This window comes from Mesorhizobium sp. B2-5-13, from assembly GCF_006440535.1.
GTDB classification, from domain to species: Bacteria; Pseudomonadota; Alphaproteobacteria; order Rhizobiales; family Rhizobiaceae; genus Mesorhizobium; species Mesorhizobium salmacidum.
Genome location: NZ_VFUI01000005.1, coordinates 142224 through 167293, shown reverse-complemented (window position 1 = coordinate 167293; position 25070 = coordinate 142224). Strand labels below are relative to the sequence as shown.

Genomic DNA, 25070 nt, shown 5'->3' with positions numbered 1-25070 from the left:
GTGACAGTTCGGAACCGCGAGCGTCGCGCGGCATCAACGGCTCTGTTCGAATGCATGAAGCCGGGCAGGCGACTTCGAGAGGATATTACCCCTGCCGGACACCGCCCAGCTTTACGCACGTTCCGGCAGGCGATGCGTATTGGCATCGCCGCTCGATAAACCGCACGCCCTGCCACTGCCTGCCACACTTTAATCCGCGCCAGAGGAACGGGGTCGCCCCCTTGACGTTCCCCACCGTTGGCAAGGTGAGATCTCAGTGAACAGACCTATTTCGAGGACTGAAATTATCGAACAACTCGATCATCCCTCAAACGACAGGGAGGTCGCGAGAGAACAGGGCGTCTCGCCTTCTGCGGCAATTGCGGCGGCGCTGGCCGACTCGCTGGAGGACGGTCCGAACAAGCATATTATCCATATATCCGCCTCGGAACGCAGTGCCGAAGAGATCGCTGGAGCTTTGCGTCAGTTTCTGCCAGGCGCAGACATCATCTTCCTGCCCTCCTGGGACTGCCTGCCCTACGACAGGGTATGGCCGACACGCGCCAATATGGGGCGGAGGCTTCGCGCGCTGCATGAGATCGCAGGCGAGCCCAAACGCCCGCGCGTCGTGGTTCTGTCGATCGAGACCGCTCTCCAGCGGGTGCCGCCCGCACCAGTCATTGCTTGGGGCTTCACAATTCTGGAACTCGGACAAATGTTCGACCCGCACGACTTCCGAACGAAAGCCGAGGCGGTGGGATACGCCGTCGACGAGAGGGTGGACGAACCCGGCGAGATAGCCTTTCGGGGCGACCTGATGGATATCTTCCCTGCTGGCGCCGATCACCCGGTCCGTCTTGTCCTCGGTCCAGATAGCTGCATCCGAGAACTCAAGATCTACGATCCCGTCACCCAGCTTAGCGAACATTCGCGAGAGTCGATCACTGTTGGACCGGCATCCGAGCTGATGTTCGCAACAGCTGATCATTCCGAGTTGGCACCAATGCGAACGACACCGATGGAAGAACGCCTGATCGCGTTGTATGGCAGTATGCCGTCGGTCTTCGATGTGGCATCCGGCGCCTCAATCTCCTTGCCAGAAGGGCTCGAAGGCCCGCCGCTCGACCGCTTCCTGGATCTGATCGAAGATGCACGTCGTGCCAGGCAAGAGGTTGCCGAACCCGCAACACCATTGCCTGAACAGTTTTACCTGTCGCGCGAGGAATGGGATGTCGCGGTTCGTAAACGCCGCCGCACGAGTCCTACCGTCTCGGCCACCCGAGTTCCCAAATTCGTTCGGCGGGCGCGATCCCGAGATCAGTTCGCCGAGTTTGTGGAAAGGCAGACGAGGTCGGGTGTCACTGTGGTGTTCGCCGGCGAAGCCTCTGAACTGCAGCGAGCGGATCGTCTGCTCGATCGGAGGCTTGGCCGGCGAATGGGGGAGGCGGAGGACTGGCCGCAAATCCGTTCGGCCGCAAGGGGCTCTCTTCTCAAGGCCGAATTCATTGTCGACGAAGGGTTTGTCGACGAGCAATCCCGTATCGCGCTGGTGGCTGCGACCGATCTTTTTGGCCGGGCTTTGAAGGCAAACGGCGGCGCCGCCACCAGTATGCTCGACCCCGAGTTGCGCATTGGCGACGTCGTCGTCCATGAGGATCATGGCCTGGCCATTCTGGTGGCGGTCGAACAGGTCGACTTGGCCGGCCAGCCACAGGATGTCGTCAGGCTGGAATATCATGGGGGGGCGTCGTTGCTGGTTCCGGTCGATGAATTTGGGCGGATTTGGCGCTACGGCTCGGAACCCGATGCCGTGTCGCTCGATCGCTTGAACAGCGACGGGTGGCTCAGCCGACGCAAGGCTGCGCTGCGCGACATCGACAGGCTTGCCAAGCGCTTGACGGGCCTTGCCAAAGCCAGGTCCAGCCAGCCTGCCGAGATCATGAAATGCTCGCGCGCGGATCTCGCCCGGTTTGCGGCGAAGTTTCCCTATACCGAGACTCCCGACCAGGCCGCCGCCATTCGCGATGTGCTCGACGACCTCTCGTCAGGGAGAACAATGAACCGGCTTGTCTGCGGCGACGTCGGCTTCGGCAAGACAGAGGTGGCCCTGCGTGCCTGCGCTGCCGCCGCCCTGTGCGGGAAGCAGGTTGCGGTCATAGCCCCGACAACCGTGTTGGCACGCCAGCATTATGAGACGTTCAGCCGCCGGTTTGCCGGGACAGGCCTCGATGTCGCCCACCTCTCGAGAATGGTTGGCGGGGCGGAGGCGAGAACGGTCAAAGAGCGGCTGCGGAGCGGTCGGGTCGCGGTGGTTGTGGGTACGCAAGCCCTGGCGGCCAAGAGCGTCACCTTCGCCAATCTGGGACTGCTGGTGATCGACGAGGAGCACCGGTTCGGTGTCAAGCTGAAGCAGGCGCTGCGGAACATGGCGCCCCGCCTTCATACGCTGAGCATGAGCGCCACGCCGATACCGCGCACGCTGCAATCAGCGATGTCAGGCATCCAGGAAGTCAGCGTCCTCAACTCTCCGCCTGCCAAAAGGCGTCCCGTCCGCACGATTCTGGAGCCCTTCGATCCAGCTTCGGTTAGAGCCGCCCTTTTGCGCGAATTTCGCCGCGGCGGACAGAGCTTCCTGGTGGTTCCACGCATCGAGGACATCGACCCGGTTGGCGAGCAGCTAAACAGATTGGTGCCGGAACTCGCGGTTGTGACGGCCCATGGAGAAATGAAAGGGACACGGTTGGACGAAATCATGGTCGGATTCGCTGACGGTGAAGGCGACATCCTTTTGAGCACCGACATCATCGAGAGCGGCCTCGACGTACCGCGGGCCAACACCATCCTGATCTGGCGGGCGGACAGGTTCGGTCTGGCACAATTGCACCAGCTTCGCGGCCGGGTCGGAAGGGGAGCGGCGCAGGCTATTGCCTTTCTTCTTACCGAGCCTAGCGTCGAGCTGGCCGAAGGCACAAGAGCTCGACTTTCGACCATGATTGCGCTCGATCGGCTTGGCTCCGGCCTGGCGATCAGTCAAAGAGACCTCGACCTGCGCGGGGCAGGAGACCTCTTCGGCGAAGATCAAGCCGGGCACATGAAGCTGATCGGAGCGGGGCTTTATCAGCATCTGCTGGAGCGGGCGGTCTCGCTGGCTGGGGGAGGGGCCGATCCAGACAAGCATCTTGCCGATATCAAAGGCGCCGCAAATGGGGCCTTTCCCGCAAGCTACGTCAACGAGCCCACAGTGCGCGTTGGCCTTTATGCGAGGCTGTCTCACATGACTTCCGAGACGGATCTCGACGCGTTCGGCGAAGAGCTCGAGGACCGCTTTGGAGATATGCCCGGTCCAGCAGCGGATTTACTGGAACTGACCAGGTTGCGCATAGGCGCGGCGGAACTGGGCATCAGCAAAGTCGACGTGGGACCCGAAGCCATCGCAATCACCTTCCGCAAGAAAACGGTGGCATCCGAATGGCGCTTTAAAAACGCACAGAGCTTCGAGTTCCGCAACGGCCGGCTGATTTTCAGGCCGTCGATCCCGCCCCGCGGCTCAGGCGTCGATGCCGTCCGCTCCCTAGTTGGAGCCTTGCGTGCGGCCAGGTCCAGCCGGCCCAGTGCGTGATGGGTTCGCTTGGATCACCGGTTCCAGATCATGGGGAAAGTTCGGCGCTGCGACGGGCAGTTCGTCAGTTGGCGTTCTTTCCCTTTGAGTCACAACCGGAAGCATTTCAGCGACCTCGATGAGGATATCCTTCAGGAAGTGATTGATGTGGACGCCCATCAGCTGCGTGCCTGTTGTCTCCGATGGCCTTCCAACTTACTGCCGCAAACTATGTTCCCGCCCTGAAAAGCAGGACGCGCTCTTCTGTAAGGTCGACCTTCCAGGCAAATGAAATCCTGGCGAGCGCGCGTCCGGCGCGCGGGCAGTTCGCTCAAGGTTTTGCTCCTGCTGAAGGGCCGTCATCGACGAGGAGGCCGTCAGCGTCGCCTTCCGGGGCTACACGCCGCTGCCGCTCGACGACTGCCTCTATGCTCTGCAGCCACGATCCCGCATCTGACACGGTTTTCATGGCACCGCTGCCTCCAGCTGCGGGCTGCCTGCCGACGCCATTACGAGCCTGCCTGCGCGCGCGCTCGAGCCGAAGACGCGGGCGATCGGAATGGGAATATTCTAAACGGCTTTCTATGCTGAAAGCCCGGTTGGGTCCGCGATCGGCGGAAAGCTTTCCACGTCGCTCGGCTCCGCGAGCGCGGCGCTCGACTTCGGCGCCGTCATGCTCCTGGTTTGCCCAGCAATTCTGTGGGTCTTCCACCGTATCTTTGCTGGCCAAAATCGCCCGGCACTTCCCTAGGGGCGGCCGGTGCCAAAGCCACAGCCAACCTACTGCTGCTGTGCGCCGCCGCTCTGTGGAGGTTCGGGAACGTGGCGCAACGACGGTGCTCGATCATCTCGATGCGCTGAACGCCGTCGGCCTCCGCTGCCTAGTCAAAGGGCTACTCGTGCAGCCCTTTGACCTGATCGAACGGCCGCTACGTGCCGGCGGGCGCTCACTTTTCCAGCATTGCCCGGTGGTCGTGCTGTTTGCCGTCTCCATCCTGCTGCAGCAGTTCTGCTCTCTTCGCCACCGTCACCAATGCTTTCTTGCAATGGGGTGACGCAGCTATGGGCGAACCTTACGGCGCCGACGCTCTCTTGCCTCAATGCTTGGCGGCGAGCTTCATTTCGGCAGCCCTGCCGTCTCAGATGGATCCTCATCGATCAGATTCGTAACTAGCGGACCCTACCTAGCCGCGCCTGGCGAGGCTCCCCAGCGACCAACGCAGTGGGAGGATCGACCCTGCAGACCAAATGAACACGAGACACGCGTCACATCACTTCCGATCCACCAATCGGCCGATATGCTCTAGAGACGTCAGTTTGTTCATCAGGCCAACCTTGGAAAGCCTGGGCGCTTGGTCGAGACGCGGCCGATATTTCGGTCGCTGGGGTGAGAGCGGGTTGACGTTCGAACCGAGCGTTTCCTCAAGCGTTCGGGCAATGCCGTCGGCGCCAAGCAGAAGCATCGGCAGTCGGTAGGCCTCGGCCCAGGCACGCCAGTCGGCGGCAACAAGTTCGAGGTCGTCGGACACCAGCAGCGGCACCGTCAGCATCGGATCATTCTGCAGAAGCTTGAGCTCCGCTGTGAATTTTTCATCCGGATCCTCCATCGCGCAGGCGGCCACGCCGCGGAAAGTCTTGGCGGGAAGGGCAATGATTGCCGGCACGCTGCTTGAATCCTGCGTGCGGCGGACCACCACACCACGTTGGTTGAGGGTGAAGGTCACCTCGCCATAGTTGTCGCGCGTGGTATAGCTCACCATCTCCGGCAGGCGCGATGGGTCGAGACGCCTGTTGCGGCCGGTCCAGGAACTCGTCTCCGGTTCAGTATGAGCCCGCTTACCATCGTCCATCATTGGCACCTGGAGAAAGAACGGGCCTGAAGCAAAGCACGCAAGCAATGCCCCGAGTGGAGCCCAATCCTCTGCGGTGCCGCCGTCTTCGGCTTGCGTCCAGCAACAGCTGCGTGCCTTCGCAATCTCTACCCCTTTATTGAGGTCGTACCGGATCTACCCGGCTCGAATTCTCAGCACATGTCCTACTGCCGCATAAAATAGCAGTGCATTCTGTATTAGCGATTACTAATTTACGTCAATTTGCTGGTACCTTGGAGAAAAGGCCATCGGCCGAGCTATGCGATTCGACTACCGCGTGGATGAAAACGAGGCTTGCTGGCCCCCAGTGCAGCAAAGAGCTTCGCGCCAGCGACATCTGCCTTCCTGAAGATCCAGCCTAGGGGCGGCTGCGAACCGCGGGATCGACTTTGATTTCTTCAAACCGTTGTCTGACCTATGATGGATGGGACAGATAGACAAGCAATATCAGCCAGTTGCGCGACGCTGTGTGCAAAAATCGCACACGAAAGTTCTGCATCTCTTCTTTTTTCGTTCCCGCGACGGGGCCGCCGACAGCCCTTTTCGGACGCTCTTTTGCCGACGATATTGACCGCTCCAATGCGGATGTTCGCCGGGATATCCGCGAACCTCATTGTTCGCCGCAGCCGCAGAGAAGCCGGCCTTGCTTGCTTATTTGTGGTTCAGAGTTTCCAGATAACTCAAGGTGGGTGTCACAACGGGAGAAGCCGTAGAAGTCCAGAACATGCTTTGCTTGCTGAGAAGCTGTCGGCAAACGCGGCGGGCGTGGTCGCACTCAGCCCGGAAAGGGGACCCTGGCACCGGAGAGTTCGAGGATGCTGTATATGCTAGCGGCACAGCTCCGGTACTCGATGCTGATTTGGCGAGCGCCAGCCGAAGACCCGGCCGCTTACGGCGTTATCGTCTCGATCGGACACTTCTGCGCACGACTGGGTCCGAGCCGTGCAGCATCACCCGGTTGCGACCAGTTTCCTTCGCTAGATAGAGTGCTGCATCCGCTTGACGCTGTAGCTCCTCGGGCGGGGCAGCCTCGCTGGCACTCTGAACGGCTACTCCGATGCTGACGGTAACGCGGCGCGACACCGGAGATCCAGGGTTGCGAAGAGCGGCAGCCTCGACGCCCTGACGAATTCGCTCAGCTACGAAGATGGCTTTTTCCTCGTTCACCTCGGGCAGGAGCACGAGGAACTCTTCGCCGCCGTAGCGGGCCACCTGGTCCTGATCACGCCTGACATTGTCTTGGATGATCTTGGCCACCTCAACCAGACAGCGATCGCCCTCGGCGTGTCCGAGGTGATCATTCAGGTTCTTGAAGTGGTCGATGTCGCACATCAGCATGGCGAAACCGTCAGGGCGACCGTTGCCGCTTCCCCATAAGTTGTTGAGCGTTTCCGTCATCCAGCGCCGGTTAGCAATGCCGGTGAGCGGATCGGTTCTCGCCAGGAGTAACAGTCGATCATTCGCTTTCGCCAATTCGGCAACTCTGCGCCGATCGCGAAGCTCAAAAAGGAACGTCTTTTGAGCGAGAATTGTCATGATGCGCCGAGCGGCGACCGTTGCGAAGATCCCGCTCGCAAAAAACAGCGTCGCCGCGACCGCACTACCAAACTCAATAGCCGGGTTCCGGAGTTGGAAAACGAGATAGAGACCGAGCGCCAGTGCGGCCATGGTCACGGTCCAGGCGAGAGGGATGCCGAAGATGATGATGGCTGTTATGCCTACGAACAGCATGATGTTCAAATGCCGCTCGTAAAACTCGCCACCCGCGCTGACGCCGACCAATGCGACTGAGAGCAAGATCAAGAACATGCCTGCGATCAGCGAAGCGCCTTGAAACCAAGGCGCCCGCGGTCTTCGCCAGACAAAAACGGTGGCCGTCGCGACCGGTGGAATGATGGCGCCTGGCAGCAGCATGGACAGCGCGACCGGCTCTGGCAGGATCAGCATGTTAAGCGCCAGGGTCAGCACATCCAGCAAAGCTACCCAGATCATCCAGGCGCGGATGATCTTCGCCGTTTGCGACCAGATTCGTGCTCGAAATAGCTGTTCGATCTCGCCCTTGAGGCGGATATCGCGCGTGCGGCGCGCCAGAAGTCGGTCAACTTCAGCGGTTAAGGCAGGGTCTTCCTGCCCGTCGATGTGCATCAGGTCGGACACAGTCGATAGGCCTAGGCTGCTTTCTCCTGGACATTCATCCGGGGCATTCCCTCGTCGGGACGATGGGCAAGCCTGCCGAATCTTTCTGAAGATTTGATTGCAAGGCGCAAGGATTTCGCTGGCAGAATCAATTTCTGAGAGTCAGGAGTCTTGGATCGCCAGCCTTTTGGCAACGCTCAGACCACCAGCGGGTACGGTTCACGCACTGTGCTTCGCAACACCTCATCGCATCAGAGGCAAGCCTGGGGTGCATAGGGCGGGGCACGGCGTTCGTAGGTTTGGATCGCTATGGCTCCCCGGGCCGCACTAAACTGCGAACTATGAGCTGCCGATCCCTCTCAAAACTACGCCCGAACCTTCCCCTAAGATTCGCAAGCGGGATCGCGAGCGCGCGGAGCGGATCCGGCTAGCGGGCGGCCCAAGATTATCGCTGAGGCAACGGGCAGTCGCGCTCGCCCAAGAACAAGAGGTGGTGCGAACGCGCGACCTCACGAACATCGGTATTCCCCGTTGCTACCTAGCCCGGATGTGCAACGAGGGCCTGCTCATCAAGGTCGGATATGGAGCCTATCGCGCAGCAGATCAGGAAGCGACACTGAAGGCCGGGAAGGACGCGATCGACACATTGGCGTCGACATACGAGGCCCTGGAGGCCGAACGTGTTGAGGCCACGGAAAAATATGACCGCAGTGTCGCCGAGAGAAGTACCTTCGCGCATTTCCGATCCTGACGGATATCCGCCGCAAGGCAGCCCAACTGGCTGAGTTACCCGAAATCCCTTCACCATCACGGACCTGGACAGGCAATGTCGCCGGCTTGATCGATGACGATGCCAGCCTGAGAACGCGGCTGTCCGGGAACATCGACGAGGTCGAGCGTCTGACGACGAAAATCACCTCTGTTGACGTGGACGAAACGATCCTTCCGGTTTCCGAGCGCATTCGCAGTCTGGCGGAAAGCAAGGTGCGCTATGTCTCGGCAGGCCTGGACTTGCCCAATCGCAGGATGGAACTGCAAATATTCGATAACACGGTAGCGAGTTGCCTTGCCGCATTGGGAAGGTCCTCCGAGCCTAACCCTGCTGCGCTGCTTTTGCCTGCTGCCACTGTTGGCGTTGTTCGCAACATGATCGAACAGCGATCCGGCATTGCTACCGGTGTGCGCGGCGCCCGAGACGAAGCTGCGGCCGCCCTTGATGCACGTCAGACAGCACGAGCGCGCGTCGGCGAAGAAAGGGCCGTGCCCGGGCCCGCCCGGGCAAGGCTGGGCTCAGCCCTGTCGAAAGCGAGGGGAAGTGGGCACCTACGGGAGATCAAAACGGCACACGATGCGGAGGATGCGGGCGGAATACGATGGGAGGCGGCGCTCGCTCGCTTGCATCCCTGGTCCGGAGATGCACGGGCGCTGGCCAGGATGTCGGTTCCAAGCGCCAGTCAGCTCGGCCAATGGAAGAAGCGCATAACAGAGCTTGGCAAGAGCAGGGCGGTCCTTTCAGAACGTCTTGCCGAACACCAGGACACCCAAGATGTGCTCACGGCGCGGCTGGATACCCTTCGTGCCTCGGAAAACATAACAGACGATGAAGCGGCCGCCACCATCCGGCGTGCTCGCGACGAAGCCTGGGCAAGGTATCGAGATGACCTGACTGGCGAAACAGCGGACGACTTCGCGATAGTATTGGCTCGGGATGACAGTGTTGGAGCGTTTCGTCTGGTCAATGCGCGGGAGCTCGCCGAGATCCGAACAACGGTCCGTAGCCTCGCTGAGACAGTGGCCGCGATCGCACGGATGGACGGCCAACTTGCGCAACTCGACTTGGACGGGGAAGCAGTGCTCGCGGAAATTCGCGAAGCAGGAAGGGAGCTGATGGCAGACTGCCTAGAATCCTTGCCCGAGCGTCTGATCGATCTGATCGAGGAGCGTGCTTCCGCCAGAACCGACGCGCTTGCCCGCAGCGAGGCAAGAAGGCTGCACGGGCGGCCGACGAAGAACACCAAACACGCTTGGAGTTGGTCCGCGCGCTGGAAAGCGTCGGCATAACCTCGGATCGTAGCGACAGCCTGGAGACGGTGATGGCCGTCACGGAACTCTTCCTCGACAGGCAAGCCAAGGTGGATGCCGAGCGCGCAGAGGCACTGCGAACAATTAGCGCGAAGGAGGAGGAACTGGCAGCCAGACGACGGGCTGTGGAAGTGGCGGAAAAGCGTGAGGAAGAATGGCTGGCCGGCATCACCGAAGCGCTCGAAGGTACCTGCATTTCGGCATCGGCCATCGGCACCGTACTCGATCAGTTGGCAGAACTGTCGAAAAGCCTTCAGGAGCGCGATGCCATGCAGCTCCGCATCGAGAAGATGGAGGCAGACACAGACAATTTCATTGTGGAGGTCACCGCTGCCGCAGCTGAAGCTGCCGAGCCGACGAACGAAGATGAACCAGAGCAGTTGGCCATACGGCTTGCTGAACGCCTGGAGCGCGCCGATCGCGCCAGCGAGATGAAAAAAAACCTCTCCAATGATTTGGAGCGCCTGCAAGATGCACGCGACACCCTCAATGTCGAAATGGCGGCACATGAAAGGCGCAAAAACGAAGTGCTGGGCGCCTTTGGTGTAACTACGCTGTCCGAAGTCGTGGAACGCGACAAGCTGCTGCGGGAGAGGGATCGTCTGCGCACGGAAGTCGCCGAAACTGAAGAGCGGTTGTCGGCCGAGCTTGCGGTGGAAGGATTCGCGCAGGCGTGTTCAATATTGGATGATCTCGATTTCGATGGCCTCGCAATCGAGAAGGGCGAAGCGAGCTGCGGCTTCGCGATCTTGACGAAGCGATAAAACTGCAGCTCATCCGGCAGACACGAGCGGCCGACAAGCTGGACGCTATTGGCGGCGACAGTGCTGTGGCTCGAATAGATGCCGAACGCCGCACCGTCCTTCTGGAAATCGAAGAAAAGGCCGTCCGCTATATCGAGCTGAAACTGGGCCTTCTGTCGGCTGGAAACGCGCTGCGTCTATACCGGGAGCGTCATCGCTCCGGGATGATGGGAAGAGCGTCTGATGCTTTCGCGCTCATCACACATGGCCAGTATTCGGGGCTGGCGACCCAACCCGTCAAAGGCGGCGAAGTCCTCATTGCATTGCAGCGCGACGGGAAGTCCAAGGTTGCCGACGCACTGTCAAAGGGCGCACGTTTCCAGCTCTACCTGGCGCTCAGGCTTGCCGGGTACTACGAGTTTGCGCAGTTTCGACCCTCCGTCCCATTCATTGCCGACGACATAATGGAAACCTTCGACCATTTCCGATCTGAGGAGGTCTTCAGATTATTTGGCGAGATGGCAAGTGCCGGGCAGGTGATCTATCTCACGCATCACCAGCACCTATGCGAGATCGCAAGGGCTGTTGTCCCGGGCGTGGCGATCCATGAGCTCGGATAGTTGTGCGTGGGTTGACTTGCGCAAACGGAAAATTTGCATGATCCTATGTCTCAATTTTGGGAGGGAATCATGAGTGTCGAAGAAAAACTTCGCGTTCTTGCCGATCGTATCAAGACGCATTCGAGCGCAATGCTTACTGAAGAAGCCTTAAAGACGGCGATAGTACTGCCCTTTCTGGCAGCCTTAGATTACGACGTTTTCAATCCAGACGAGGTCATTCCAGAATTCTGTGCCGACGCAGTAGGAAAGAAGGGAGAGAAGGTTGACTACGCCATCAAGATTGACGGAGAAATCAGGATTCTTGTGGAATGCAAGCCGATCACCACTGTGCTTGATAGAGTACATCTCGCGCAATTGTATAGATATTTTTCCGTCACCAACGCAAAGTTCGCCATTTTGACGAACGGTCGCGCCTTCCATTTTCATACGGATTTGGTTGCGCCAAACAAGCTTGATGACCGACCATTCCTCACATTCGATCTTTCGGATCTGCAGGGCCAATTGACCTCCGAACTGAAGAAATTCGCGAAAGCGGATTTCAATGTCGACGGGATCCTGCAATCCGCCCATCGCTTGAAGTATACGTCGGCGATCAAAAAAGAAATTGGAAGCGTGATGGAGAATCCGCCAGAGGATTTTGTACGGATGGTGACCGGGGGGCTCTACCAAGGACGGTTCACGGCCCAGGTGAAAGAGCAATTCACCCCCATGGTCAAAGCAGCTTTTCGCGAGATTGTCCGTGAATCCGTTCAGTCACGTCTTTCCACAGCCTTGGCCGAAACCGAGGTTTCGGAAATTGGCGCGGACGGACTTGGCACCGAAGAAGAGGTTGTGACTACTGAGGACGAGCGAGAGGGCTTCATGGTTGTTCGGGCAATCGTCCGCGACCTTTTAAAGCCAGGTAGGGTGATCATGCGCGACCAGAAGAGCTATTGCGGGATCCTAGTCGACAACAACAACCGTAAGCCCTTGGCCCGGCTGTGGTTCAACAGGTCGATCAAATATCTCGGGCTTTTCGATGGTGAGAAGGAAGAGAAGGTCAAGATCGACTCGCTCGATGAAATCTATGACCACGCCGATCGCTTACGAGCAACCGCTAAGGAATATCTCGCCGGGGCAATCGCGGCGCCCTCGATTGCTCTATGACTTCAGCGTTTCGGAATCCCAGGCTATTGGCCTTCTTCGAAGTTCGAACTGCGCAATGAGCCGTCCGCTCGCGCGTTGGCCAAGGACAGACTAACTCGCACAAGCACTAGATTTCGGCCGCCGGCCCCCAGGGGCGGCGGTGATTAAAAAGATATCTTTGACGGGGGTAGGGGGGCATGTTCCGTATCATTCGTATCCGTCGACAAGCAATCGGCGGGGCAATCCTGGTCGCAGCACTTGTTGCCTTCTTCTCGTCAAATCAGTTTGTGGTCCTGAAGCTGGCAATGAATTTCTGGGATCCGCTCGCGATCTCGCAATATCGGCTAAGCCGCCTTTCGGCTGACGACTACAAAGCATCCATAGAGGAGGCGCTCAAGGCGGGTGATTTCTCCGAGGCTCAAAGCTTGATGGAGCTAGCCCATGACAACGGGCACGAGATGCAGGCGGATTTGGTCGAACGGACGCGCGAAAGCCCTCTTGAATTCGGCCTGCGAAACGCCAAGGATTTCCTCCACGGCGCTATTACCGGGCAAGTGACGGCTCCGGCTTCCATCGGAGGTGTGCTGGCGGCCGATTACGTCGGTGTCGGCGATGTCAGGGACGCTGTCATCCAAGGCAACCATCTGGTCAAGGGAGAGGACTACGACAAGCTTACGCTTGGCCTTTCCCTGGTTGGCCTCGCGACCGTTGTCCCCGGCTCAGGAGCGATGGATATCGGATTTTCGCTCCTGAAGACCACCAACAAGGCCGGAAAGCTATCGAAAGCGCTGCTCATGCGCCTCGGCGCCATATCCGTTCGCCTGGTCGACGTGGAAGGCTTGAAGCGAGGACTTTCCCGGATCGTCCTGCCATCGTTCAAGGCTCCGTCGGCAGCGGCCGTTCGCACGGCATTCGGCGAGATCGACTGGAGACGCGCCGCGAGGGGCGACTTCTCGGGATTCAGAAAGCTGATCTCCGAAATGTTGCCGATGGACATCGCAGCGGCGAAGGACGCCTTGAGGGGCGCTGTTCGCAAAGAGGCGGTCGACGAAGTCCGCTTGTTGGCGAGTTCCGCAGCCGGGATAGCGTCGGACGGAGGAATAAAGGCGACGTTCCGAGCACTGGAATATGCCGATGACGCAAAGGATCTGTCCCGGGCCAGATCGCTGTCGGCGCGCATGGGGGAGAAAACCTCTGCCGTCCTGAGAGTGCTGGGCAAAGGCGCGATCAAGCTTGGAAAACTCGTCTATTTGGTAGCTTCAATTTTGATTGCGGTTCTAGGTTGGTTCGTCGGCGCGTTGTGGTTCGTGTTTTCTTGGATCCGCACCTCGCGTCGCTTATTTTGGCGCAAGGGGGAGATCGCGTGAATTCGAGGCGTTCAAAATTGGCGCTGGTCGCGGCAGGGAGTGGGGGAACCGCGGTCGCAGGCTTCGGACCCGCGTTCGGTAGGGACATCTACAAGAAGACGAAGAAGAACGTCGAATTGATCGCGCTGCTTCTGGCAGCGGCCATCTGCCCGTTCGTCGGCGGACGGGGCCTCGTCCGAGGACATGATCGAGGGTTTTTAGGAACCATCTTCCTGACCGTTCTTGGAAGCCTCCTTCTAATCGCGGCGGGGCTGTGTGCAGCCACCCTTCTGATGTTCGGGGTCCTTGTGCTTGTCACCGACGGCAAACGTGACAGCCCCTTCCTGCTTGCGCTGTTGGGCGCGTTTGTGGTGACCGCGCTTCTTGTGGCAATCGGGATCGTGGTTGGCCTTCTTCAGCGACCTAAACGGCTGAAGACAATTGCCGTCGGCAAGTTCAACGAGCGCTTCTTGGAGGAAAATGGGTTTCGAGAAACAGACGGGGATGACATCACTCACTACGATGACAGTGGCCAAGCGCTCCGCTTCCTTGAGGCTCACCAAAATCGTCTCGTTTTCATGGCTGTTGGCCGGAGGGGGAAACGGGCGTTTATCGATCTCGACCAGGACGGCCGAATGGTAGGCTACTCGGGCGTCAAATGACCAGCATGAAGCCCAGGAAATAGATACCCGAGCTGTCTAACCAGTTTGGGTTGGGGGGGAGAGGTAAATGAATGTCGAGCTGCAGAAAGCCACGAAGGAAATCGCGCTTTGAGAGCACCGATTCCAGGTCCGCAAAGTCCTTGGTCGCCGTGCCAATTCGCGGCCAGACGGTTCATCACGTTTAGTGACAATTATGGCCGACGCTCTCTCCGCCATATCATCAATGCAATCAAAATGTTAGAATAAATTACACAACTTACCCACCAAAAAGCCCATCATGTAGGATGGTATTGATTTAGACAACATGCGACGGCATGAGACATTCGGCCGGGGTGCCATTCCCATCGTAAAACTGTTCGGAACCGAACGCCAAGTCAGCGACTAACGGACAGACGATACGCCAAGCCTCAGGGTACACGAATGCGAACGGCTATGGGCTGAGTATGGAGCCATTCTCCTCGACGGGCAAACGCCGTTCCGTTAGCGATAGCTAAAAAATGCACTGGGGCGATAAAAGGCTCGCTGCCCCAACCCAGCGACCCCACGTCCACGCTGTGTGCGGTACGATTACCAGCCCCAACGCTGGCAAATCTGAGAGAGGCAATTTGGATGCCACTCCGGGCGTGCCAAAACGGCACTTCTGGACTCTTGGTCGTTACGGACGCATTCTTCCGCTTGGGAGCTTGGGGGAAGTGGACAGATCACGTCACGACAATCGGTCTGACCAGTGGCGGAAGCGCACTGGCGCGAGGCGGCGTCGCGCAATCCTGTTGGCCAGCGTTCCGAAGCGGCTCGTGTTCGTCACGGTCGCCGCAGCGGCGGTCTTGGTTGGCCAGTTCGTCATGCAGCATCGCGACGACATGCCCGACGTCAACCTGTCGAACTTGGTCGGACCGAAGCCGGCGCCGATCGCCGGCGTTGCGTCGGTCATCGATGGCGACACGATCGAAGTGCATGGGCAGCGCATCCGCTTCAACGGGATCGACGCACCCGAGAGCCGGCAGTATTGCAGCGATGCCAAGGGCTTTGACTATCCTTGCGGCCACCGGTCGGCCGAGGCGCTGGACGCCTTCCTGGCGGTGTCCAAGCCAGTGCAATGCACGTTCGTAAGTTGGGACCGCTACCATCGCTTTGTTGGTGACTGCCGGCGAGCAGATGGCGCCAATGTGGCCGCATGGATGGTCGAGCACGGCCAGGCACTGGACTGGCCCCGCTACAGCCACGGCGCTTACGCAGAGCAGCAGGGGAAGGCCTCGGCGGCAAAGGTCGGCCTATGGGTCGGAACGTTTCAGGCGCCTTGGGATTGGCGAGCGGCCAATGCAGACAAAGTCGAGGTAGTCAGCACTCCGTCGACCGGCTTCGGGTTGTTAGGCTCTGGCTGCAGCATAAAGGGCAACATCAGCGTGAATTCCGGCGAGCACATCTACCATCTGCCCGGCCAGGAGCACTACGACGAAACCGTTGTCACGCCGAGCAAGGGCGAACGATGGTTCTGCACCGAGGGCGAAGCGCGCGCAGCTGGATGGCGAAAGGCACGCCGCTAGGATGCTGATCTTCTCAAGGCGCACTTTGCAAAAATTAATTTATGCGGCCGCGCCGCATCTGCCGGCCGACCAATTGAGAAAACTGGCGACGAATGTCGACAAGGCTAACAAGAACGGGATTCCGGAAGTCTGGGAGCTGTATCTCTTCGTCGGACATCCCTTGGCGCATAAGGCCAAGTATGAGCCAATGCTTCCAGACGGAAAGAAGCCCGATATGCGCGCTACGATTACATGAGAGAAAAGCGAGAAGCACTCGACCTTTGGGCCGATCGACTGGCCGGAATTGTACAGAGGTGGCGCGGAGGTCGTTCCGTTCGGCTCGATGGACGCTGCGTGACAGCAAGGAATCGCTAAAACACGCCCCCGAATTCAAATACTCGGACGAGCAAAAGAGGGTGATCGTCGAAGCCCTCGCGGTTGATCTTCATCACCTAACTTCCGCCGCGTTGAAATGATTGTGAGCAGGCGCTCGCGATAGGTGCCCGTGACGTGTTCGCTGGCGGTAGCCGCAGGCAGTGACTACTGGAGTCACCACCAAACCGGAACCGCTGCAGATTGACGGACCGACCAACTCGAGTATCATCTTTTGCCGCCCGCTAGGAAAAAGACCGGCGCCCTCGCTGGGAGGTTGCCCGAATGGCGCCGGCCAGACGGTCCTTTTCAGGTCCGCCGCTCTCCAGACATAGCTGAGCCTTTCCGTTGCGTCAGGTTACGGACTACGCTTTGGCTTTCCGCTTCGCAGGTGCCTTCTTGGCTGGTGCGACGGGTTCAGCCTTGCGGCCAAGCCCGATGGACTTCGCCAGTTGCGAGCGCTGAGCGGCGTAATTCGGAGCTGTCATAGGGTAGTCGTGCGGCAAGTTCCATTTGGCGCGATAGGCGTCCGGTGTCAGGCCGAAGTCCGTGCTAAGATGCCGCTTCAGGGATTTAAACTTCTTGCCGTCTTCGAGGCAGATAATGAAGTCCGGCGTCACAGACCTCTTCGGGTTGACCGCGGGGACTTGCGGTTCAACGACAGGCGAGATCGGCGTGCCAAGTCCGGACAGCGAAGCATGAACCGATGCTATCACGTTCGGCAAGCCAGACACCGGCAATGGATTGTTGCTGACATATGCTGAGACAATGTCGGCTGTTAACTCAGCAAGTTCGGCAGGGCGGGTGTCGGAATTCGTTGGTCATTGGTGGTCCTTTTTGTCTGGTTTGTCCCCTCTCTATTGGTTGATGATCAACGACGCAACCGCCCTTCTAAGCATGGTCTGTCGAACTGCAGTGGAGCCGACGCAGAATTCGTACGGACTTCGGACAACCCTTTGATGTTATTTCAGAAGTAGTAGCGACCGTAGAGCGAACGAGGCTTGTGAAGCGAAGTTGCCTGCCCAGCATCCGGTTTGGCTGGGGAACCTGGAAGCCTTTCGAACTTCTGGGTCGCGCCTCAGCTCGAATTGCGGGTGCTTATGAACAAAGTGGGATATTAGATTCGGGCTGGGAGGCATCGACTTCCTGGCGCGTTTGCCCTCCTCATAGTGCACGTCCGGAGGTATCCAAATGTGAGTGGCAGCGTTGCGCCTCATCGGCCGCTCAGCATCCTGTCGCACTGCCTGAAAGCGGACGTCGTCCGCAGCAAGCTTATAAGTCGCCTGCTCGACAGAGATCTGACCTATCAGTGTACGCACTGCGAAGCCAAGCTCGGTCGATTTCCAAGCTCTGCCTAAGGTTTGCTGGCCAATTGCGGAACTTTTGGCAGGCCGAGAGCTTCTCCAAGCTCGAGACCACAGGAGGAACGAGTGGCCAATCTTGGAAGACTTGCGATCGCTATGCTGGGGGTCTTGGCTTATCAAAACCGCGACAAGATCGCACAGATGATCCGTGGAGCGGGAGAGCGCGATCCAAACAATCCGCAAGGGGGGATGCTCGACCAGATGTCCAGGGGCGTTGCCGGCACCGCGCTTGGCGATATTCTCGACCGTTTTAAAAATGCAGGTGCTGGCCCGAAGGTGGACTCCTGGGTTGGCACCGGGCCGAACGAGCCGATCGAGCCTCATGAGGTGGAAAAGGCTATTGACGCGCAGACGCTGGAGGCACTTTCAACGCAGACTGGCCTCTCGCGCGAAGAGCTCATTGCGAGGATCACCAGGGATCTGCCGGACGCCGTTAACCAGATGACCCCAAACGGCAAGCTGCCAGCAGATCACCGAACGAACGACTCGGTCGAGCCGACGCTGCTCGATGACGTGCCACGGACCGGGAGCGGGACGCCGAAGCAATAGGAACAGGCTATGAGATATGGTCCCCATATTCTCCTGAGTTTAATTGTCACCATGGTGCCCACGTCGCTGCTCGGTGCTCAGGGATGGCAGGGCTTCGGGATCAAACATCTCGGCTTCGTGTTCGATGTCCCCCCGGGGTTTGTACTTACCCAGCGCTCCGACCAAGGGGCAGCCTTCGAGGGCAAAAACAAAGCGTTTCTCGCAGTATGGGGGGCTCAACTCGGCAAGGCGAGTTTTCGCACCGAGATAGAGCATCGCATGGCAGTGAATGAGCACGACGGCTGGAGGTTGACCTATAAGCGAGTGACGCCGCAATGGGCCAGCTATTCTGGGCTGAAGGACGGTCAGATACTGTATGTCCGGGCCGTCAAAGTCTGCGACGGCCGCGCGGCATTGTTTACGGCCACCTATAGTCGTGACGAAAAGCTCCCCTACGATCCGATTGTCGTTCGCATGGTAAGATCGCTAAGGGCCGATGGTTGTTAACCAAGCTGTATACGACACGGCTGGATGCGCTTCTTGCATGTCCTGCTTGTAGGGCATCGCATCGATCTCCAGAGGCCAGTCCAATCAAAGCCCGACGTCAACGGTTCTACGCCTCCTGGCTGTCCACGCTGAGAGTCATGGCCCCGGACGCGACCGCTCGCTGGGGAGGCCCTTCGCTGCCGGCATCCGTCGAGACGGGTACGCGTGAGCACGGCATCGAAGCTCCAGGAACAAAGTGGTTCCGCTAATGTTGGGAGAAAAATTAGCGGAGACTAATATGAAATTCTTACCCGTTCTGGAACCCTGCGACACATGGGCGGTATTCGACACTACGACCGACGAACCGGCCGAGTTTGCAGGCGAGTGCCTCATTGGTCTGACAAAGGCCGCCGCTATTTGGCTCGCGGCAAGAGCCAGCGACGATGAAAGAAGAAACCGTTGCCGGCATGCATCGAGCATCAGCGTACTGGGTAGCGCTGGGTTTTTTCAGCAGCAACCGCGTGAACAGTCGTGGGGGTGATGAGTGACGAGGCCATGGCTGCCATCATGGCCTCACGTGATGATGAAGTGCAGGTCCTCGGTGTATTCGACGCAGCGAACAAGAAAGAAGCCTCCCTTGAACTTCGCCGTCTTGGAGAGGCAGTTCACTTTTTGGCAAACGCGTCGGTATTGGGCTACGACGTTCGTTCTGCGATAATCTTTCATGGAGTTGCGGGAGCGCCATGCTTGAGGGCGAAGCAATGTGAGCAACTTTGGGCGAAACACGGCGCGCTGCTGGTGAAGTCGGACTGCAGTTCTTGAGGGGAGGCTTGTCGGTGACGGGCTGGCCGACTGTGTCTGCGAGTCCTGACGGCTGGCCCGGGCCTCGCCCGATCCGGCTGCTTTACCGGATGACTGCGTTGAAAGGATCCATGTGAGGACATCTGGCCCGATGCCCGCTCAACTTGATCTTAGGTCGCTGGATGGGCGATTGGGAACCGGCAGCGGGCTCGGGGGGAGAACGCGCCCACGGCCGTGTTGCCTCTCCCCAAAGCGCCTAAGGGCGCCTGTGGCGTTCGCCGAACTCCGAGCCGCTTTTTGACTAGCCGGATTTCAAGCTAAGACACTAGCCAATCACGGCATTTCTTCACGACCGCCAGAGCCATGCGAGAAGGACTGGATTTCATCCATGTCGATCTTCCCGTCACCGTTCTGGTCGATTGCAGAGAAGATCCGGCCGACAGCCTCCTGGACCTCGTTCTCGGACAGCGATCCGTCACCATCCGTGTCCAGAAGCGCGAGTACAAGTCGCATCCCGGTGCCGCGCATCATGCGAGGACCATGATTTCCGACCATTCCATGCTCACCGGCTGGACCGCCATTGCGGTGCCGCTGCCAACCGTCTCGATGGCGGGAAGCTTCCTCTTGACGGTTGTCACCCTCCTCTTGCCGATTGTTACCTTCGTTAGAGCTCCGATCCTGTTGCATTCTCTCCTGGACGGCTTCCTCAATCATCTGGCGAATCATTTCATGCGTCGGCCCACCGGCCTGTCCGTTCACATCCGGCAGTTGCCCAGCTCCGGGCTGTTGGGTCGCCGGGGTTGGTGCAGGTGTTCCGTTCGTCTGGGCGAGCGCAGGGAAGGCCGCGAACATCAAAGCGGCGGCGGCGGTGGTCGTGCAGCGTGGAAATCTCATGACATGCTCCATTGGTTGGTCGTGGTCTGCCTCAAGCTGATTGGCTGGCCCCCAACTTGGAGTTCATTCCGATTGTTCCTCCCTGGAGATCGGGTCACGATGAAGTTACACGACCATGGAATATGGGTTCAACATACTGTTCCGACAGCAGCCGCACGCCATGGCCACGTGCAGTCAATTCTCCCCCAACAATGCAATGAGCTGCAGGCTTCGATCCCCGACTGGGCAGTGTGGCAGGCTCTCGAAGAATGGCAGCACGCGCCCACGCGTTAGCTTCATGCGAACGACAATCTCACCTCGTGGACTTGCAGAATCGGCAGCTGGCGGCCTCATGCCAGCCGGCCGGGGCGAAATCATCCGTAGGACATCCAGTTTGGCTGGGGTTCCTGGAAGCTTTTTATGGCCGCCGGCCAAAGCGGACATTACTGGTGCCGATGCTGAGGTCGCGGTTGCGCCGGATGCTGTAGTCGACGCTCAGTAACCATGTGCTTGACGGTCCGCTGCTGTAGCGGCTGTCAGCGCGCTTCGAGATGATGCCTTCGAGTCCCATCCTCCCGGCGGAGCGGAAGATCGCAAGCGCACTGCCCTCGAAATGCTCGCTGTATTGGATCTTGCCGAGCCCAGGCTCAACCAGTTGCCACAGCGCCTCCTTGCGCCGCAGCAGCGGAAAGGCGGCTAGATCGCGGCCGTCGAGATGGAGGATATCGAACGCGACGAACACCAGCCGGCTCGGCTCGTTCCAGATCGCGCTTTCGAGCACAGGGCGATCGGGATCTCCCTGCTCGCCTGGCACAATGACCTCACCGTCGAGAATGGCAGTCCGGCACGGTAGATCGACGGCCAGTGCGATGGGCCAGTATTTCCTGGTCCAGTCACGGCGTTTTTGCTGTAAAGGCGGACGCCGTCATTATCGATGACGATCTGCGTTCGATAGCCGTCGAGATTGGTCTCGTGGACCCATCCCTCATCCGCAGGCGGCAGCTCTACCCGAGTCGGGATCTGCGGCGGAATAAACTCCAGCCGGCCGCCGTTGACCTTGGCACGCTTGCTCAATGGCCCACCTTTGATCGCGCAGCGGCGGCTGACCGGCACAGGCAGCACGACATCACCCCAACATGATGCCTGCGACCTGTACCGAGCCCCCCAAGCCGCTGCGAATATCTGCGCACAAGGCCGATTTGTCGTTAGCTTCGCATCCTAATACTTGTCCTGGCGTACATATCTCGACCCGAGGAGAAGTTCGATGGATATTTTCAGAGCGGGATCGAAGCCTTCGGCAAAGGGTCCGACCGACTGGTTCACAGGGACGGTGCGGATCGATGCACTTTTCAATCCGGCTGCCCCCGAGCGCGTCCAAGGCGCCAACGTGACATTTGAACCGGGCGCCCGCACCGCCTGGCACACGCACCCACTTGGACAGACCCTGGTGGTCCTGTCGGGAGTCGGACGGGTCCAGCGCTGGGGCGGTCCGATCGAGGAGACTCGGCCGGGAGACGTCGTCTGGTTTGTGCCTGGCGAGAAGCACTGGCACGGCGCTGCGCCGCAGACCGCAATGACCCACCTCGCAATGCAGGAAGTCCAGGACGGCAAGGTCGTCGACTGGATGGAGAAGGTCTCCGACGAACAATACGGCGCCTGATTGGCCCCGCCGGTAAAACCAAAGGATCCGACCATGATCAAAGAAAAAGTCGTCATTCTCACTGGCGCATCGTCCGGCATCGGCGAAGCCACCGCCAGGCTGCTTGCCAGCCAGGGAGCGAAGGTCGTTCTAGGCGCCGGCGCGTCTACAGGCTGAAGCAGATCGCTGATGAGATCGCGCAGGCTGGCGGTAGGCCGTGACGTGAAGAATGCTCAAGCTGGATTAGCTTCGGGGCGACCATTAACGACCGCTACTAGGCCGAAGGTCGCGCTCTCATTCAACCCTTAGACCGTTTGAATCGCTCGCGCACTGCCGCCAGGCGTTTGTCCTTCGTCTGAAGATCCTGCATAGCGCCCTCCAGGTAATCGTATAGCGGAAGCAATGCCTCACCTTGGTCGCCTTGGGCGACGATAATTTCGGCAACGCGGTCGAGAGCCCGTCCGATGCGCTCCGAAGTGATCGGACGACGAGTAGTCGAATGCGGTCTCATGATAACGTCCTCCTAAAAGGTTCACTAGTTCAGCATCTGCTTTAGGCGGATTTGCATCATGGGGGATGACGTCTTCCAAGGGGAACGATGCTATTAGGTGCCCCGAGGGCCTCTGAACGTGCTGCGACCTTCGCCACACTCACACTGTTCTTATCCGGCCGTGCCCGTAGTCCAGTGCGAGCCGCAGTTTACGTCCCCACTTTTTTGCTTCAAAGACGTAAGTCGGACGATCGGGGGCCCAACCGAAGGTGAGGGTACTTTCGCTCAAGCCGGCGAGGCCGGTGTCGGCGCTTAGTTGCGCCCAAGGCGGATGAGATTCTGCCTGCGACGCCTTATCGACGCTTACGCGAGGCCAATGTGATGCTCCTGGCTGTCCACCATGTCGCAATCATCTGCAGCGACTATGAGACGTCCAAGCAGTTCTACACGAGCAAGCTTGGTTTCGTCATCCTCGCCGAAAACTGGCGCCCCGAAAGGCGGTCTTGGAAGTGCGACTTGCGTCATGGCCTCGTCCAGATCGAGTTGTTCAGTTTCCCGGATCCGCCGAGCCGGCCCAGCAGGCCCGAGGCCTGCGGATTAAGACATATTGCATTCGTGGTCGCGTCGGTCGAGGCAACTGCCGAACTGCTTCGGTCGCGAGACGTTGACGTGGAGCCAATCCGAACAGACCCCTACACGGGGCGCTTGTTTACCTTCATCGCCGATCCGGATGGACTCCCGATCGAACTTTACGAGGCCGGCGCCGTATGAGCTGAACGAACGCGCCTCCGGCGACTGGATAGACCTTCGGGCGCTCCGCTGGCCAGGCAGTCTCGTTCCGATGAAGAAAGGTGTCTGGCTTCCTGCTGCGTTCAGCTTGCTAAGGCTATCCGGGGCGCGGCCCACCCGGAGTAGTTGCTCAGAAAACGCTTTGTACGTCTGCAGGTTGGGCCGAGGCGCCTAAATGCTCATCTGTTTCTGTGGGGATATCTGTGGGGTAGGCAATCTTCGGGATGCCTAAGTCGTTGTTTTTTCTGGTCGGAGTGGCAGGATTTGAACCTGCGACCCCCTCGTCCCGAACGAGGTGCGCTACCAGGCTGCGCTACACTCCGTGACCAGACCGCGGGCTTATAGCCGCCACACTTCGTTCCTGCAAGCGGCAATGGCAGCCCTTCTGTCGCATTTCGTCCGCTTTCGTCGGGTAGTGCCGTAAAGCCCGGATTTCCATCCGGGATAAACGCGGCTTAAAGCCTTGTGTGCTAAGCCGCTGCCTCGATAGATCGTGTTTTTGCCGCCTGGAGCTCTGCTGTCTTGCCCCCAAAAATCGTCGCCGAGGCCTGGCCCAACAGCTTCGAATTCGAAACCGCGGCGCTGATCAAGGCATCCGGCTTTCGGGAATATGATGCGCGCTGGTGGTTCGGCCATCCCGGTTCGACGGTGCCGCCGGAACTCAATCTGATCGGCGTCCAGGCGCTTGGCATGGGGCTCGGCACACTGATCCGGCGTCTCGGCGCCGGACCTGATATCGTCACCGGACATGATTTCCGTTCCTATTCGCTTGGCATCAAGCTGGCGCTGGTTTCCGGGCTGATGGCGGCCGGCGCACGGGTGAAGGACATCGGCCTGGCGCTGTCGCCGATGGTCTATTTCGCGCAGTTCGCACTGGAGACGCAGTCGGTGGCCATGGTCACCGCCTCGCACAACGAAAATGGCTGGACCGGTGTCAAGATGGGAGCGGCGCGGCCGCTGACCTTCGGGCCCGAGGAGATGAGCGCGCTGAAGGCGATCGTGCTGGCCGGCGATTTCGACCTTACAGGCGGCGGCTCCTATGATTTTGTCCGCGATTTTCGCGCCACCTATCTCGACGACCTGACCGGGGACAAGCGCATCACACGAAAGCTCAAAGTGGTCGCCGCCTGCGGCAACGGCACTGCCGGCGCCTTTGCCCCGGAAGCCTTGCAGCGCATAGGCTGCGAAGTGGTCCCGCTCGATGTCGAACTCGATCACACCTTTCCGCGCTACAATCCCAATCCGGAGGACATGCGGATGCTGCATGCCATCAGGGACAAGGTGCTGGAGACAGGGGCCAATGTCGGGCTGGGTTTCGATGGCGACGGTGATCGCTGCGGTGTCGTCGACAATGAAGGCAACGAGATATTTGCCGACAAGGTCGGCGTCATGCTGGCGCGTGACATTTCCAGCCAATTTCCGGGTTCGACCTTTGTCGTCGACGTTAAGTCTACCGGATTGTTCAACACCGACACGGTGCTGCACGCCAATGGCGCCGTTACCGACTACTGGAAGACCGGCCATTCCTACATCAAGCGCCGCGTTGCCGAACTCGGCGCGGTCGCCGGCTTCGAAAAGTCAGGCCACTTCTTCTTCAACCCGCCGATCGGGCGCGGCTATGACGACGGGTTGGTCACGGCAATCGCCATCTGCCAGATGCTGGACCGCAACCCGGCCAGTTCGATGGCCGATCTCTACCGTGCGCTGCCGCTGACCTTCGGCACGCCCACCATGTCTCCGCACTGCGCGGACGAGGTGAAGTACGACGTCGTCGAACGCGTGGTCTCCGATTTCCAGGCGATGAAGCGGGACGGCTCCAGTTTCGCGGGCCAGAAGATCGTGGACCTCGTCACCGTCAACGGCGTGCGCGTCGTCGCCGAGGACGGCACCTGGGGTCTGGTGCGCGCCTCGTCGAACAAGCCGGAACTGGTCGTGGTCGTGGAAAGCCCGGTCTCGTCCGAGCGTCGCCGGCAGATGTTCGATGCCGTTGACGCCGTGCTGCGCCGCAGTCCGGAAGTCGGCGCCTACAACCAGACCTTCTAG

The 25070-nt window shown here is 59.4% G+C and carries 22 protein-coding genes, 1 tRNA gene and 3 pseudogenes; 19 read left to right on the top strand and 7 right to left on the bottom strand.

The window, feature by feature from the left end:
- The first annotated feature begins 256 nt into the window (after positions 1 to 256).
- The 3 genes and pseudogenes from FJ434_RS11095 (at position 257) to FJ434_RS11080 (ending at position 4632) form a co-directional block, all read left to right on the top strand.
- Positions 257 to 3598, top strand: a complete 3342-nt coding sequence (locus FJ434_RS11095; RefSeq protein WP_181165882.1) for a DEAD/DEAH box helicase — start codon at positions 257 to 259, stop codon at positions 3596 to 3598.
- Positions 3599 to 3938: 340 nt separating this feature from the next.
- Positions 3939 to 4063 (top strand): annotated as a pseudogene (locus FJ434_RS11090) (IS481 family transposase); the annotation flags it as partial.
- 350 nt (positions 4064 to 4413) lie between these two features.
- Positions 4414 to 4632 (top strand): hypothetical protein, encoded by a 219-nt coding sequence (locus FJ434_RS11080; RefSeq protein WP_140506154.1) that lies wholly within the window; start codon positions 4414 to 4416, stop codon positions 4630 to 4632.
- 216 nt (positions 4633 to 4848) lie between these two features.
- Here the strand turns inward: FJ434_RS11080 and FJ434_RS11075 are convergent, their stop codons facing one another.
- Positions 4849 to 5427, bottom strand: coding sequence for a DUF6101 family protein (locus FJ434_RS11075; protein ID WP_246676002.1), 579 nt, complete (start codon positions 5425 to 5427; stop codon positions 4849 to 4851).
- Between the two features lie 918 nt (positions 5428 to 6345).
- On the bottom strand, positions 6346 to 7593 hold the full coding sequence (locus FJ434_RS11070) for a diguanylate cyclase (protein WP_140747196.1): 1248 nt from the start codon (positions 7591 to 7593) through the stop codon (positions 6346 to 6348).
- Between the two features lie 337 nt (positions 7594 to 7930).
- On the opposite strand from FJ434_RS11070, the gene FJ434_RS29740 reads away from it, so the two are divergent.
- The 9 genes from FJ434_RS29740 to FJ434_RS11040 all read left to right on the top strand — a co-directional run bounded on the left by FJ434_RS29740 (position 7931) and on the right by FJ434_RS11040 (position 15941).
- Positions 7931 to 8335 carry a type IV toxin-antitoxin system AbiEi family antitoxin domain-containing protein gene (locus tag FJ434_RS29740; protein WP_348640967.1) on the top strand — a complete coding sequence of 135 codons (405 nt, stop codon included), beginning with the start codon at positions 7931 to 7933 and terminating at the stop codon, positions 8333 to 8335.
- Positions 8336 to 8421: 86 nt separating this feature from the next.
- A complete protein-coding gene (locus tag FJ434_RS29735; protein ID WP_181165881.1) occupies positions 8422 to 9645 on the top strand; it encodes a hypothetical protein in 1224 nt (407 codons plus the stop codon).
- A 32-nt stretch (positions 9646 to 9677) separates the two neighbouring features.
- Positions 9678 to 10430 carry a hypothetical protein gene (locus tag FJ434_RS29730; RefSeq protein ID WP_181165880.1) on the top strand — a complete coding sequence of 251 codons (753 nt, stop codon included), beginning with the start codon at positions 9678 to 9680 and terminating at the stop codon, positions 10428 to 10430.
- A 65-nt stretch (positions 10431 to 10495) separates the two neighbouring features.
- On the top strand, positions 10496 to 11029 hold the full coding sequence (locus FJ434_RS29725; RefSeq protein WP_181165879.1) for a hypothetical protein: 534 nt from the start codon (positions 10496 to 10498) through the stop codon (positions 11027 to 11029).
- Positions 11030 to 11098: 69 nt separating this feature from the next.
- A complete protein-coding gene (locus FJ434_RS11060) occupies positions 11099 to 12175 on the top strand; it encodes a type I restriction enzyme HsdR N-terminal domain-containing protein (protein ID WP_140746874.1) in 1077 nt (358 codons plus the stop codon).
- Between the two features lie 176 nt (positions 12176 to 12351).
- Positions 12352 to 13521, top strand: a complete 1170-nt coding sequence (locus FJ434_RS11055; protein WP_140746871.1) for a hypothetical protein — start codon at positions 12352 to 12354, stop codon at positions 13519 to 13521.
- A 17-nt stretch (positions 13522 to 13538) separates the two neighbouring features.
- Entirely contained in the window at positions 13539 to 14162 is a 624-nt protein-coding gene (locus FJ434_RS11050; RefSeq protein ID WP_140746869.1) for a hypothetical protein, read from the top strand.
- Positions 14163 to 14956: 794 nt separating this feature from the next.
- A complete protein-coding gene (locus FJ434_RS11045) occupies positions 14957 to 15706 on the top strand; it encodes a thermonuclease family protein (RefSeq protein WP_246676004.1) in 750 nt (249 codons plus the stop codon).
- Between the two features lies 1 nt (position 15707).
- Complete coding sequence (locus tag FJ434_RS11040; RefSeq protein ID WP_140502914.1) at positions 15708 to 15941, top strand: hypothetical protein; 234 nt, start codon at positions 15708 to 15710, stop codon at positions 15939 to 15941.
- A 481-nt stretch (positions 15942 to 16422) separates the two neighbouring features.
- Here the strand turns inward: FJ434_RS11040 and FJ434_RS11035 are convergent.
- A pseudogene (locus FJ434_RS11035) lies at positions 16423 to 16875 on the bottom strand (MucR family transcriptional regulator); the annotation flags it as partial.
- A 612-nt stretch (positions 16876 to 17487) separates the two neighbouring features.
- Between FJ434_RS11035 and FJ434_RS11030 the strand changes: the two are divergent.
- The 3 genes from FJ434_RS11030 (at position 17488) to FJ434_RS11020 (ending at position 19257) form a co-directional block, all read left to right on the top strand.
- Positions 17488 to 17970: a YidB family protein gene (locus tag FJ434_RS11030; RefSeq protein WP_140746860.1), complete on the top strand. Its 483-nt coding sequence runs from the start codon at positions 17488 to 17490 to the stop codon at positions 17968 to 17970.
- A gap of 9 nt (positions 17971 to 17979) precedes the next feature.
- The gene (locus tag FJ434_RS11025) at positions 17980 to 18456 is read left to right on the top strand and encodes a hypothetical protein (protein ID WP_140502909.1); all 477 of its coding nucleotides are present in this window, start codon (positions 17980 to 17982) and stop codon (positions 18454 to 18456) included.
- A 534-nt stretch (positions 18457 to 18990) separates the two neighbouring features.
- Complete coding sequence (locus FJ434_RS11020; protein WP_140746857.1) at positions 18991 to 19257, top strand: hypothetical protein; 267 nt, start codon at positions 18991 to 18993, stop codon at positions 19255 to 19257.
- Between the two features lie 312 nt (positions 19258 to 19569).
- On the opposite strand, the gene FJ434_RS11015 is transcribed toward FJ434_RS11020, so the two are convergent.
- Entirely contained in the window at positions 19570 to 20130 is a 561-nt protein-coding gene (locus FJ434_RS11015) for an EF-hand domain-containing protein (RefSeq protein ID WP_140746854.1), read from the bottom strand.
- A 397-nt stretch (positions 20131 to 20527) separates the two neighbouring features.
- Positions 20528 to 20923 (bottom strand): hypothetical protein, encoded by a 396-nt coding sequence (locus FJ434_RS30130; protein ID WP_246676005.1) that lies wholly within the window; start codon positions 20921 to 20923, stop codon positions 20528 to 20530.
- Positions 20924 to 21373: 450 nt separating this feature from the next.
- Between FJ434_RS30130 and FJ434_RS11005 the strand changes: the two genes are divergently transcribed.
- Together FJ434_RS11005 and FJ434_RS30580 are read left to right on the top strand one after the other, a co-directional pair.
- Positions 21374 to 21769 carry a cupin domain-containing protein gene (locus FJ434_RS11005; RefSeq protein WP_140746851.1) on the top strand — a complete coding sequence of 132 codons (396 nt, stop codon included), beginning with the start codon at positions 21374 to 21376 and terminating at the stop codon, positions 21767 to 21769.
- Between the two features lie 33 nt (positions 21770 to 21802).
- A pseudogene (locus FJ434_RS30580) lies at positions 21803 to 21997 on the top strand (SDR family NAD(P)-dependent oxidoreductase); the annotation flags it as partial.
- Positions 21998 to 22046: 49 nt separating this feature from the next.
- Here FJ434_RS30580 and FJ434_RS10995 read toward each other — a convergent pair.
- Positions 22047 to 22259, bottom strand: a complete 213-nt coding sequence (locus FJ434_RS10995; protein WP_140746848.1) for a hypothetical protein — start codon at positions 22257 to 22259, stop codon at positions 22047 to 22049.
- A 360-nt stretch (positions 22260 to 22619) separates the two neighbouring features.
- Here FJ434_RS10995 and FJ434_RS10990 point away from each other — a divergent pair, with 360 nt between their 5' ends.
- The gene (locus FJ434_RS10990; RefSeq protein ID WP_140717005.1) at positions 22620 to 23009 is read left to right on the top strand and encodes a VOC family protein; all 390 of its coding nucleotides are present in this window, start codon (positions 22620 to 22622) and stop codon (positions 23007 to 23009) included.
- 264 nt (positions 23010 to 23273) lie between these two features.
- Here the strand turns inward: FJ434_RS10990 and FJ434_RS10985 are convergent.
- Positions 23274 to 23350, bottom strand: a tRNA-Pro gene (locus tag FJ434_RS10985).
- A gap of 199 nt (positions 23351 to 23549) precedes the next feature.
- On the opposite strand from FJ434_RS10985, the gene FJ434_RS10980 reads away from it, so the two are divergent.
- Complete coding sequence (locus FJ434_RS10980; protein WP_140746845.1) at positions 23550 to 25070, top strand: phosphomannomutase/phosphoglucomutase; 1521 nt, start codon at positions 23550 to 23552, stop codon at positions 25068 to 25070.